At 39.1% G+C, this 12,760-nt stretch carries 12 protein-coding genes; all 12 read right to left on the bottom strand.

Annotation, left to right across the window (positions count from 1 at the left end; genetic code table 11):
• Window positions 1–3: 3 nt before the first annotated feature.
• The gene (gene fliF / locus I5J82_RS05765; RefSeq protein WP_198767032.1) at window positions 4–1,596 is read right to left on the bottom strand and encodes a flagellar basal-body MS-ring/collar protein FliF; all 1,593 of its coding nucleotides are present in this window, start codon (window positions 1,594–1,596) and stop codon (window positions 4–6) included.
• Window positions 1,597–1,677: 81 nt separating this feature from the next.
• On the bottom strand, window positions 1,678–1,977 hold the full coding sequence (gene fliE, locus I5J82_RS05760) for a flagellar hook-basal body complex protein FliE (RefSeq protein WP_153238548.1): 300 nt from the start codon (window positions 1,975–1,977) through the stop codon (window positions 1,678–1,680).
• A gap of 12 nt (window positions 1,978–1,989) precedes the next feature.
• Window positions 1,990–2,436, bottom strand: a complete 447-nt coding sequence (gene flgC / locus I5J82_RS05755; RefSeq protein WP_198767031.1) for a flagellar basal body rod protein FlgC — start codon at window positions 2,434–2,436, stop codon at window positions 1,990–1,992.
• Window positions 2,437–2,438: 2 nt separating this feature from the next.
• Window positions 2,439–2,825, bottom strand: a complete 387-nt coding sequence (gene flgB / locus I5J82_RS05750; protein WP_198767030.1) for a flagellar basal body rod protein FlgB — start codon at window positions 2,823–2,825, stop codon at window positions 2,439–2,441.
• Window positions 2,826–3,645: 820 nt separating this feature from the next.
• Window positions 3,646–4,425, bottom strand: coding sequence for a GTP-sensing pleiotropic transcriptional regulator CodY (codY, locus tag I5J82_RS05745; protein ID WP_066393642.1), 780 nt, complete (start codon window positions 4,423–4,425; stop codon window positions 3,646–3,648).
• Window positions 4,426–4,449: 24 nt separating this feature from the next.
• Window positions 4,450–5,844, bottom strand: a complete 1,395-nt coding sequence (gene hslU, locus I5J82_RS05740) for an ATP-dependent protease ATPase subunit HslU (protein WP_198767029.1) — start codon at window positions 5,842–5,844, stop codon at window positions 4,450–4,452.
• Between the two features lie 20 nt (window positions 5,845–5,864).
• The gene (gene hslV, locus I5J82_RS05735; RefSeq protein WP_198767028.1) at window positions 5,865–6,404 is read right to left on the bottom strand and encodes an ATP-dependent protease subunit HslV; all 540 of its coding nucleotides are present in this window, start codon (window positions 6,402–6,404) and stop codon (window positions 5,865–5,867) included.
• A 24-nt stretch (window positions 6,405–6,428) separates the two neighbouring features.
• Window positions 6,429–7,334, bottom strand: coding sequence for a tyrosine recombinase XerC (gene xerC, locus I5J82_RS05730; protein WP_198767027.1), 906 nt, complete (start codon window positions 7,332–7,334; stop codon window positions 6,429–6,431).
• Window positions 7,335–7,395: 61 nt separating this feature from the next.
• Window positions 7,396–8,700, bottom strand: a complete 1,305-nt coding sequence (gene trmFO, locus I5J82_RS05725) for an FADH(2)-oxidizing methylenetetrahydrofolate--tRNA-(uracil(54)-C(5))-methyltransferase TrmFO (protein WP_198767026.1) — start codon at window positions 8,698–8,700, stop codon at window positions 7,396–7,398.
• Between the two features lie 13 nt (window positions 8,701–8,713).
• The gene (gene topA / locus I5J82_RS05720) at window positions 8,714–10,789 is read right to left on the bottom strand and encodes a type I DNA topoisomerase (protein ID WP_198767025.1); all 2,076 of its coding nucleotides are present in this window, start codon (window positions 10,787–10,789) and stop codon (window positions 8,714–8,716) included.
• 99 nt (window positions 10,790–10,888) lie between these two features.
• Entirely contained in the window at window positions 10,889–11,755 is an 867-nt protein-coding gene (gene dprA, locus I5J82_RS05715; protein ID WP_198767024.1) for a DNA-processing protein DprA, read from the bottom strand.
• Window positions 11,756–11,833: 78 nt separating this feature from the next.
• On the bottom strand, window positions 11,834–12,748 hold the full coding sequence (gene sucD / locus I5J82_RS05710; RefSeq protein WP_198767023.1) for a succinate--CoA ligase subunit alpha: 915 nt from the start codon (window positions 12,746–12,748) through the stop codon (window positions 11,834–11,836).
• Window positions 12,749–12,760: the final 12 nt, after the last annotated feature.

The raw sequence follows: 12,760 nt of genomic DNA, 5'->3' as shown, positions 1-12,760 counted from the left end.
TCCTTACTCCTCTGAAAGCCAAGTTCTTACTAGCTTGGCGAATTCTTCTGGCTTTTCTTTAGCCATTCGTTCTAATTGTTCCTTACGAACTGTTCCCTCTGACCCTTTTTCTTGGTTTACATCAGGTACATAGTAAGACTCTTGCGGCTCATCCATCTCGAATTCTTCAATCTTGGTTTCAATCTCTGTTCTTCTTTTTCGAGACAGCAGGAAGATTAATAGAACAATGACGATTAATAAGATGCCACCTACAATGTAGATCCAGAATGGAATACCTGTAGACACTTTGCTTGTTTCTTGTTTGCCGTTGAACGGCTGTGCAGATACAAATATTTTTTCTTGAATATCATCTTCAGATAATGTTCCATTAATATCTTTAGAGATGCTTGTTCTTACGATCGCACTCAATATTTGTTCAATATCATCTAATCTCTCTTGTGGTAACGATTCTGGTTTGTTAGGAGTTGGTGGCTCCACCATTACTTGAATACCTAGATCTCTTATCTCATAAGGACTTTCCACAATTTCTTTACGAATCTTGTTCACTTCGTTATTGATACGTTCTTCTACTTTTTCATAGTCTCCGTTTGAACCAGCAGCTGAACCTGGATAGTTAGTTACCTCTTGATCACCCGTTCCTGCGACTCCACCTGCTCCTGCACCTTCTCCAGTAAACGTCTCTCTTATTCGCTCAACGCTTACTTCGATGCCTTTCATGTTTTCTTTATCAACTGGTTCTACAATATTCTCTTCACGTTTTTCTTCCGTAAAGTCAATATCTGTTGTCACTGTAGCAACTACTTTACCTTGTCCCATGATGGTAGATAACATCTGTTGAACTCTTCGTTGTAAGTCTCTTTCAACATCCTGCTTGATCTTTCTTTGCTCATCGTATTTTGAAGCTGAAGCAGTAGAGTGCACAGAATTCAAATCATAATAATTAAAGTATTGATCCGTAATAACTATATTTTCCATAGGAAGGTTACTCACACTCTTTGAAACGAGATGATAGAGTGCTTTTACTTGGTCTTCATTTAATTTTGCTCCCGTTCCTAAGGAAAGGACAACAGATGCTGAAGCTTTTTCTTCTTCTTGGTTCACCCACACACTGCTTTCAGGAAGGGTAATCATAACGCTCGCATCTTCAACCCCGTTGATGCTCTTTATTAAACTAGCAATCTCTGTCTGTGTCGCTTCTCTTTCTAAAACACCAAACTCTTTGTCTGTTATTCCAAAACCTGATTTTTCACCAAAATATGAGAAATCAATATTTCCGCTTTCAGGCAATCCTTCTGCAGCTAGCTGCACTTGCAGGTTATTCACTTGTTCTTCGGGAACCAGTATGGTTTTGCCGCCATCTTGTACTTCGTTTGCCACACCTTTGCTATTTAAATTCTCTTGTATTTGACCTGCTTCCTGAGGGGAAAGATTTGAATACAAAGGAACAAGGTTAGGTGTTGACATCATGATGGTTACAAAGATAAAAGCTGCGATAATTAGAAAGATTCCTCCGAGAATAAATCCCTTTTGTACATTAGAACGAGCTTTAAAGCGCTCTGTCGTTTGCTTGATGATGTTTTTCCATTTCTCTTTCATTTTTTCCCCCGATAAACGCAATAAAAATTTTTAATAGATACCCCCAAAATCGAATGCTAATATCGAATTATATAACAGAGCCTATACTTGCATCCTCATAATTTCCTGGTAGGCCTCAACAACTTTATTACGAATCTCAAGAGTCGTTTGCATCGTTACACTTGCTTTTTCGGCAGTAATCATCACTTGGTGAAGATTATCCATGTTTCCGTTCATCAAACCTTGAGTAGCTTGATTAGATTGCGCTTGCGTTTCACTTAACGTATCTAAAGCTCCCTTTAGATAGCTTTTAAAATCTTCTTGAGCTTCATATGGTGTCACTTTTGCAACCGATGTAGGGTTACTAATATTCTGAAGTGAACCGATTGAAATTTTGTCCATGTTTCAACACCCCTAACGGCCAATTTCTAATGCTTTTAAGTACATGCCTTTTGCTGCGTTTAATGCAGTAACATTTGCTTCATAAGATCGAGTTGCACTCATTAAATCGACCATCTCTTTTAGTGGGTCTACATTTGGAAGTTGAACAAATCCTTCTTCGTTCGCATCAGGATGTTCAGGTTGATAAACCGTTTTGAATGGCGTTTGATCATTGACTACTCCATTTACTTTAACACCAGACATTTTCCCATTATTGACAGCCTTATTAAACATGTTTTTAAAACTAGATTCACCCGCACCTAACACGACCATTTTGCGTCGATACGGTTCCCATACACCGTTTTTAAATTCCCCACGTGTCGAATCGACATTTGCCATATTAGAGGAAGCAACATCCATTCTAAGCCGTTGAGCGGTTAAACCGGATGCCGATACATTCATTGCATCAAAAACTCCCATATTTATCTCCCACCTTTAACAACCATCTTAATTGAATTAAACTTTCCATTAATCCGCTGTACAAGTGTCTGATAATAAAGCTGATTCTTTGCTAATTCTGCCATCTCTTTATCTACATCAACATTATTTCCATTATGATTCATCACAGTATTCGTTTTCTCTTTCACATGAAAAGAAGATGATGATTCAGTACCGAATGAAAAATGACGCTGATCTGTTCGATGTGCCTGCAAGCTTTTTTTGAGTTCCTGGTTAAAAACAGTTTCTTTTGCTTTATATCCAGGTGTGTCCACATTAGCCAAGTTATTTGAAATGGTCTTTTGTTTTAATGCTGATCCATCTAATGCCATCTCAAGGTTTTTCATGACTGAACTAGAGAACAAGTCCACCACTTCCCTCTTTTTTACTATAGAAGTTTCAATTTATGTTAAATCTTACCTCACCATCATATTTTAAGTGATTTATCCAAAAAGTGTCTATGTATTTTTTCCCAAACTGACTTTTTTCGATAGAAAGGACTATATTTCGACCGTGACTTTATGCCTAATTTTAAAAATAGTAATAAAATCCCTATATTTATACGGTTTTTGGTACCTCTTTACCACGTTTGCATTTAATATACAATTTTTTCACAAATAAGTCTGTTGAGTATTTCTATTTATCAGATATTAGAAGATTTTAATACTCCTTTTTTAAAGATTTTTACTATCAATCTTCGTCAATCTTCGTATAAAAAATCGCTGATTTAAACCATAGGAGTAAATCTTTCCCGCTATAAGCAAACATTCTTATAAGCAGTCTTTTTTAAAGGCTCTTTTCTAAAAGGTTTTTGCTTTTTTTATTTACCCCTATGACAGTTGATTGTAGTGGAAGGTGTGAGATTCTAGGCTAGGACTGGCCGGCAGTCCTCATAGTGAAAGTGGCTTGTTCAGCCTCGACAAGTAAAAGTAGGACGGGCTTGGAAGACGCACTTTGCCTTCTTGACCATTTAGCTTTTGACCTCGAGGGGCTAGCCACTGCAACTAGACAGGTGAAACACTTAAGAGTAAAACGTACGAATGTGGCTCACCGGCTGCCCAGCGGAAAGCGAAGCACTTGGAGCGGAAATCAACTACTTTCGGAAAGCAACAATGTATACGTAAACAGTCATTTTTAATAAACAAAAAAAACCAGCTCTGGTTATACAGAGCTGGTTCTGATTATTAATAATTATGAAGTTTTAAGCTTTTCAAGTTCAAGCAAGAACTTATCATTTAACACTTTGATATAAGTACCCTTCATACCTAGAGAACGTGATTCAATTACACCAGCACTCTCTAATTTACGAAGCGCATTTACGATTACAGATCTAGTAATGCCCACTCTGTCTGCAATCTTACTTGCTACTAGTAATCCTTCGTTTCCTTCTAATTCTTCAAAAATGTGTTCGATTGCTTCAAGCTCACTGTAAGATAATGAACTTATAGCCATTTGTACAACAGCTTTGTTACGAGCTTCCTCTTCGATTTCTTCCGCTTTCTCGCGAAGGATCTCCATTCCAACTACTGTAGCACCATACTCAGCAAGAACAAGATCATCTTCTTCGAAAGATGTAGACAGTCTAGAAAGAATAAGAGTTCCTAATCTTTCACCACCACCTACGATCGGTACAATCGTCGTTAATCCTGTAGAGAACAAGTCTTTGTTTTCAACAGGAAATGCCGTATAATCGCTCTCTATATCAATGTTTGAAAGAGATTCCGTAATGTTGAAAAGATTTTTCGTGTAATCTGTAGGGAATTGACGATCCTCGATCATCTTCTTCATACGCTCGTTCTCAATTTCTTGTTTAAGAGCGAGGCCTAGCAGTTTACCACGACGACTGACTACAAAAATATTTGCTTCAATCACCGTGCTAAGTGTTTCAGCCATCTCTTTAAAGTTTACTTGTTTTCCACCTGTTTGTTGAAGCATCGAGTTGATACTTCTTGCTTTGTTCAATAAATTCATTGTATTTCTTCCTCCTACTGCATCCTATAATATATATTGGCTCAGATCCTTGTTCTTTGCGATGTTAGCCAGTTTTTCTTCTACATACTCGGGTGTAATGGTAATTTGATCTAAGCTGATATCAGGCGCTTCAAAAGATAGATCTTCTAATAAGCGCTCCAATATGGTATGAAGTCTTCGTGCTCCGATATTATCGGTGTCTTGATTCACTTCATAGGCAATGCTTGCAATCTTAGCAATAGCATCGTCAGAAAATTCAACATTTATACCTTCCGTACTCAATAGAGCTTTATACTGTTTTATGATCGCATTATCAGGCTCTATTAATATACGTGTAAAATCCTCAACAGACAAGCTATTTAGTTCAACTCGGATCGGAAATCTTCCTTGTAGCTCTGGAATGAGATCTGAAGGTTTTGAAATGTGAAAAGCTCCGGCTGCGATAAAGAGGATATGATCTGTCTTGATCGAGCCATATTTCGTCATTACCGTAGAACCTTCAACGATCGGAAGAATGTCTCTCTGAACACCTTCACGGCTCACATCCGCAGAGTTTTGGTTCTTTCCTGCAATCTTATCGATCTCATCTATAAATATAATACCTGTTTGTTCGGTCTTGTAAACTGCTTCACTCGTAACATCGTCCATATCGATTAGCTTAGCCGCTTCATCTTGTGTCAATACTTTACGAGCTTCTCGAACAGTGAGTTTTCGTTTTTTCTTTTTCTTCGGCATAAGACCGCCGATCATGTCCTGCATGTTCATTCCTACTTGTTCTATGCCTGAACCTTGGAACATGTCTAGCATTGAAGGGTTCTGTTCTTCAACTTCTACCGTAACAAGATGATCCTCCATCTCCCCTAGCGCCAGCTTTTGCGCCATTTGGTTTCGTCTCTGTCTAAGGTCGGCAGCGTCATCTTGCTGTGGTTTTTGCTCTTGCTCTTGATTACCGCCACCAAAAAACATTTCTAACGGGTTTTTAAAGCTCGTTTCTGTTTTTTTACCAGGAACTAAAAGCTCTACAAGTCTTTTGTTGGCATTTTGCTCTGCTTTGTCCTTTACATCATTCATCTTTAACTCTTTTACAAGTCTTACTGAAGTTTCTACCAGGTCACGAACCATTGAATCAACGTCACGTCCAACATAACCAACTTCGGTGAATTTAGTTGCTTCAAGTTTAATGAAAGGAGCTTGAGCTAATTTTGCTAATCTTCTAGCAATCTCTGTCTTTCCTACACCAGTAGGTCCGATCATCAGAATATTTTTAGGTGAGACTTCATCACGCAGCTTGTCGTCGAGCAAACTTCTTCTATAGCGATTTCGAAGCGCAACAGCGACAGCTTTTTTAGCATCATTTTGACCTATAATATACTGATCTAACTTTTCCACAATCTGTCTTGGAGTTAATTGACTGTTCATTGCAACCGCTCCTTTACTTTTTACAATTCTTCTAAAACAATCTCTGTATTCGTGTAAACACAAATTTCGCCAGCAGTCTTTAAGGCTGCAAGAGCGATTTCTTTTGCAGAGAGTTCAGGTGCGTGATTCTTCAGTGCCCGACCAGCAGCTAGAGCGTAATTACCACCTGATCCAATCGCGAGAATCCCGTCGTCCGGCTCGATTACTTCACCAGTACCTGAAATCAATAACATATGCTCTTCGTTCATTACGATTAATAGAGCTTCAAGTTTTCTTAGAACTTGATCTGTTCTCCATTCTTTAGCCATCTCTACTGAAGCACGCTGCAGATTACCACTATATTCTTCCAACTTGCTCTCAAACTTCTCATATAGCGTGAAAGCATCTGCAACCGAGCCCGCAAATCCGGCAAGCACTTTTCCTCCAAACAGCTTTCTTACCTTTTTGGCTGTATGTTTCATAACAACCGCGTTGCCGAACGTAACCTGACCGTCTCCAGTCATAGCGGATTTGCCGTTATGCTGAATCGCAAAAATTGTAGTAGCATGAAATGTTGACATTGAAAAATCCCTCCCTTTTTGTTTTTATGCTCGAGGATGCGCATTATTATAGATTTTTTTCAAATGACTTTTTGAAACATGTGTATAAACTTGTGTAGAGGAAAGGCTAGAGTGCCCTAAAAGTTCCTGAACCGCTCTTAGATCTGCGCCTTCATTCAGCATGTGCGTCGCAAACGTGTGTCGCAAAACATGCGGGCTGATATGTATGGTAAGGGAAGATTCCTCAATTAGTTTATTTAATATAGTTCTTACGCCTCTAACGGTTAAAGGTTCCCCTTTATAGTTTAAAAATAATGCATCCGACTTTTTCTCCGTTTTTTCTAACAGCAGCTTGCGGCCGTTCTGTATATACTTTTCAAGAGATTCTCTTGCAAACGAACCAACTGGAACATATCTTTCTTTTTTTCCTTTTCCTTTTACAAGCGCTATCTCTACGTTTAAATCAAGATCTTTCAGCTGCATTTTACACAATTCACTGACACGAATACCAGTTCCGTACATTATTTCGAGGATGGCTTGATTTCTTTGTCCCATCGGGGTTGTAACATCAGACACATTAAAAAGCCTCTCCAACTCTTTTTCATAAAGAAATTGAGGAAGCATTCTTGCTTTTTTAGGGAGTGATGCCATAGCAAAAGGATTGTGTTCTTCGACGATCTTTTCGCGGTTTAAGAACCGATAAAAACTTCTCATCGCCGATATCTTTCTTGCTACCGTATTTCGAGCATACTTCTTCTCATGAAGTGTCACTAAATATTGCCTGACTAAAACATAAGAAACAGCAGCGAATCCTTCGATTGCTTGCTGTTTCAAAAAAGAAGTAAAATCATTAATGTCTTTTTCATAGTGTTCAATCGTATAAGGTGAACAGTTCTTCTCGATCATTAAATAATTCAAGAAATCCAACACATGTTGGCGTTCTGATACCATTTCATACACCTCACAAAGCCCCTAAATCGTAACACAATTTAGGGGCTAAATCAATACATGTTCACAAATTTGTTATAAAATTCTGAATTGTTTCCAATGCTCTTTCTGCTAGAGCTGTATTACGCTCTTGTTTGTTTTTAATTCTTTTTTCAAGAGGTGGTAGAAGGCCAAAGTTAGCATTCATCGGCTGGAAATTATCTGGATTAGCCGTTGTAATATAATACGCCATGCTTCCGATTGCTGTTTCTTTCGGGAAAACAGCTAGTTCTTCGCCTTTTATCAGTTTTGCAGCGTTGATTCCAGCGATTAAACCTGAAGCAGCACTTTCAACGTACCCTTCTACACCAGTCATCTGACCTGCAAAGAAAAGGTCTTTTCTTGCTTTTAACTGATACGTCTCTTCTAAGAGGCGTGGCGAGTTCAAGAACGTATTACGATGCATTACTCCATATCGAACTACTTCAGCATTCTCTAAGCCTGGAATCAGTCTTAAAAGCTCTTTTTGAGGTCCCCATTTAAGATGCGTTTGGAAACCTACAATATTATATAAAGTTCCTGCACTGTTATCTTGTCTTAATTGAACGACTGCATATGGAATCTTTCCTGTTTTCGGATCTTCGAGACCTACTGGTTTCATCGGTCCGAACAATAATGTTTTCTTCCCTCTTTTAGCCATAACTTCTACTGGCATACATCCTTCGAAAAAGATCTCTTTTTCAAATTCTTTTAGAGGTACTGTTTCAGAAGTGATTAACGCTTCATAAAAACGGTCAAACTCTTCTTCTGTCATCGGACAGTTTAGATAGGCTGCTTCACCTTTGTCGTAACGAGACTTTAAGTACACCTTGTCCATATCGATGCTGTCTACTTCGATAATCGGTGCAGCTGCATCATAAAAATAGAGATACTCTTCACCCGTTAACGAGTTTAGCGATTTGGATAAGTTATCTGAAGTTAATGGTCCTGTTGCAATAATGGTTGGACCTTCAGGAATCTCTGTTACTTCTTCAGTGATTACTTCTACATTAGGATGATTCTTAACTCGCTCTGTTACAAGGCTAGCAAATTCATGACGGTCAACCGCCAAAGCTCCACCAGCTGGAACAGCACAATCATCTGCTGATGAAATAATAACAGAGTTTAATTTTCTCATCTCTTCTTTTAGTACACCAACAGCATTCGTTAGCGTATTAGCACGAAGTGAGTTCGAACATACTAGTTCTGCAAACTTCTCTGTATGATGAGCCGGCGTTTGTCTAACCGGTCTCATCTCGTATAATTTTACTTGAATTCCTCGGCTAGCGATCTGCCAAGCTGCTTCACTGCCAGCAAGACCTGCTCCGATTACGTTAACATGTTGATTCATGAAGATAAACTCCTTACTTTGCTTCCTCTTCAGCATAATCGCAGGATACACATTGAACGACTTTGCCTTTTTTCGTTTTCTTTTCTACTAACATACTATTACACTTCGGACATGTTCTTGCAATAGGTTTATCCCAAGAAACGAATTCACAATCTGGATAACGGTTACATCCATAGAAAAGTCTTTTTTTCTTACTCTTCCGCTCTACGATTGTTCCTTCATGACAGGTTGGACACGTAACACCGATATCTTTCACGATTGGTTTCGTGTTTCTACAATCTGGGAAGTTTGAGCATGCCATAAACTTTCCAAAACGTCCCATCTTATAGACCATCTCATGTCCACATTTCTCACAATCTTCACCGGCTGGTTCATCTTTAATCTCTACTTTTTGCATTTCTTCTTCTGCAATCTTAAGCTTCTTTTCAAAGCCTTTATAGAAGTCATCGATGATTCTGATCCAGTTTTCTTTTCCGTCTTCTACCTCGTCAAGATCACTTTCCATCTTGGCAGTGAATTCAACGTTAAAGACCTCTGGAAAGAATTCCAGTGTCATCTCTAAAACAAGCTCACCAAGTTCTGTCGGAATAAATTTCTTTTCGTCAAGAGCTACATATCCACGTTTTTGAATCGTATCTAGCGTTGGTGCATAAGTTGAAGGTCTACCTATCCCCAGTTCTTCCATCGTACGAACAAGCCTTGCTTCCGTATAGCGAGGAGGTGGCTGCGTAAAATGCTGAGTTGGTTCAAGATCTTTCTTCTCGACTTTCATGCCTTCTTGAACATCTGGAAGAATACGATCTTCTTCTTTTTTTCCATCATCATTGCCTTCAACATAGACTTTCATGAATCCAGGAAACTTAACTTTTGATCCAGTCGCCCGGAAGTAGATTCCATTGTTCTCAAGATCCACAGTCATCGTATCAAGAATGGCTGATGCCATTTGGCTTGCTAAGAATCGTTCAAAGATTAACTTGTAAAGTCTCAGTTGATCTCTTGAAAGGTAAGCCTTCAAATCTCGTGGGTGATACATAACAGAAGTAGGACGAATCGCTTCATGGGCATCTTGAGCGTTCTTTCCGGATTTCTTTTCCACTCTTGATTTGTTCACGAACTGCTCTCCATATTCTTTCTCGATGAATTCAGCCGCTTCCGTTTTAGCTGTATCAGAAATACGTGTAGAATCTGTACGCATATAGGTGATCAGACCGACAGTACCTTCTTTTCCGAGATCAATTCCTTCATATAATTGCTGTGCGAGCATCATCGTCTTTTTAGCACGGAAGTTGAGTTTTCTAGCCGCTTCCTGTTGTAGTGAAGAAGTGATGAAAGGTGGCGAAGGATTTCTGCGTCTTTCTTTTTTCTGAACAGAATCAATCTTAAATTGTTTGCCCTTTATCGTGTTTAGAATCTCTTTAACTTCTTCTTCATTTGAAAGATCTTTTTTCTTACCGCCCACTCCATGAAACTGAGCTTCAAAATCCTCTCCAGAAGCACTGAAGATTCCTTTGATCTTCCAATACTCTTCGGGTTGGAAAGCTTCAATTTCTTTCTCACGCTCAACGATCAAACGCACCGCAACCGTCTGTACACGGCCAGCGCTCAAGCCCTTTTTAATTTTCTTCCATAATAATGGACTGACTTTGTATCCTACTAGTCTGTCTAACACCCTTCTTGCTTGCTGCGCATCAACTAAGTCCATATTGATCTTTCTTGGTCGTTTAAAAGAATCTTTTATCGCATTTTTTGTAATCTCATTAAATACAACTCTACATTCAGAATCTAAATCAATGTCCAAACTGTGAGCAAGATGCCATGCAATTGCTTCACCTTCGCGATCCGGGTCAGCTGCGAGAAAAATGCGTTTCGCTTTTTTTGCTGCAGTCTTTAAGTCTTTTAAAATTGGACCTTTACCGCGGATCGTAATGTATTTTGGTTCATAGTTTGCTTCTACATCTACGCCAGTCTGGCTTCTGGGAAGATCACGTACATGTCCCATAGATGCTTTAACGTCATATTTGCTCCCAAGATATTTTTTTATTGTCTTTGCTTTTGCGGGAGACTCAACAATGACTAAGTATTTTTCCATTTACAGTTTATCCCCCTTTAAGGGTTTAGTGAAATCTTCCCTATTATTAAATAATGTATCTGCATTTGTCAAACTGTTTCCTCATTTAAATGAAAACGGTTAGAAACTTTCATTTTGAATATCTTCTGCACTCATGACTAATTTTGCTCCATTTTGAATCAAAAAATTGGTTCCGTTCGCACACTCTTCTAAAATCGATCCAGGAATCGCAAACACATCTCTTCCTTGCTCAAGTGCTTGATCAGCTGTAATTAACGAACCACTTTTTGTTCGTGCTTCTGCAACAAGCGTTGCACGGGTGAGACCGCTTATTATACGGTTACGCAATGGAAAATGCCAGCGTTTTGGTGTAACCTGTGGTGAAAACTCAGATAACAAAATGCCTTGTTCACTAATTTTTTTGGCTAGTACTCTGTTTTCTTTTGGATAGATCTGTAACAGGCCTGAGCCCAGAACGGCTGCTGTTAAAGACTTGCTTTGAATACTTAACTCATGAGCGAACGTATCAATCCCTTTAGCTAATCCGCTGATCACGACCCACTTGTCATCTAGTAACGGACCAAGAACCTTTTGCAAAGCTTGTTTTCCCTGGTTGCTAGGATTTCGAGTACCGACCACACTAATCATTTTATCCCGATTTAGCACTGTCCAATCGCCTTGTCCATAAAGAACCCAAGGCGGGTCATAAATGTTCTTTAACAGCGGTGGATAATTTTCATCGAATATCGTTACAGCTGAAATCGATTGTCTTATTAGATTCTTCATTATGTATGTACTATTATTTTGTTTCATGTGTTGATAGAGACGCTTTGCCGTCAGTTCACTCAAACCATACGACATTTTCAACCTGCGAATGTCCATTGAAAAAACAGTTCTTAGTTCAGGATCAGCAACAACTATTGATCTTAATTGATTCCAAGTAAGTGCTTCGCAATGATGAAGAAAGATTAAGCGTTCTTTATCCAAACTTCATTCCTCCTCATGAAACAATTCAATGTAAACAAAAAGCTCCCGATCTGGGAGCTTTTCACGTTGTAATCGTTATTACGCTTTTGCTTTATTTGTTACACAGCGATCATATAGATCGTTTTCTTTCAAAGCTTCAACTAAAGTTTCACCCATAACTGAAGGCGTTGCTGCAACTTTAATTCCACAAGCTTTCATTGTTTTGATCTTCTCATCTGCAGTACCTTTTCCACCAGAGATGATCGCACCTGCGTGCCCCATACGTTTTCCTGGAGGCGCTGTTTGACCACCAATGAATCCTACTACAGGTTTAGTCATGTTCGCTTTTACCCATTCAGCGGCTTCTTCTTCAGCAGTTCCACCGATCTCACCGATCATGATTACAGCATATGTGTCCTTATCTTCGTTAAAAGCCTTTAATACATCGATAAAGTCAGTCCCATTGACTGGGTCCCCACCGATACCAACTGCAGTAGATTGACCGATTCCACGCTCTGTAAGCTGGTGTACAGCTTCATACGTTAATGTTCCAGAACGTGACACTACGCCAACATGTCCTTTTGTATGGATATATCCTGGCATAATACCAATTTTACATTCTTCAGGAGTGATAACACCTGGGCAGTTCGGACCAACTAGACGAGTCTTTTTGCCTTCCATATAACGCTTAACTTTTACCATATCCATTACTGGAATACCTTCAGTAATACAGATCGCTAAATCAAGTTCAGCGTCAACAGCTTCAATGATCGCTTCTGCAGCAAACGCAGGAGGAACATAGATGACAGAAGCGTTTGCTCCTGTTTCTTTAACTGCATCAACAACCGTGTTGAAAACAGGAAGACCTTCAACTTCCGTGCCACCTTTACCTGGTGTAACACCGCCTACAATTTTCGTACCATATTCAAGCATTTGTTTTGTATGAAAAAGTCCTACAGAACCTGTAATACCTTGAACGATAACTTTTGTATCTTTATTAATAAAAATGCTCATGCATCAATCCAT

Source organism: Fictibacillus halophilus (genome assembly GCF_016401385.1).
GTDB classification, from domain to species: Bacteria; Bacillota; Bacilli; order Bacillales; family Fictibacillaceae; genus Fictibacillus; species Fictibacillus halophilus.
The sequence above is the reverse complement of the archived record's forward strand: the minus strand, read 5'-3'. Positions and strand labels throughout refer to the sequence as shown.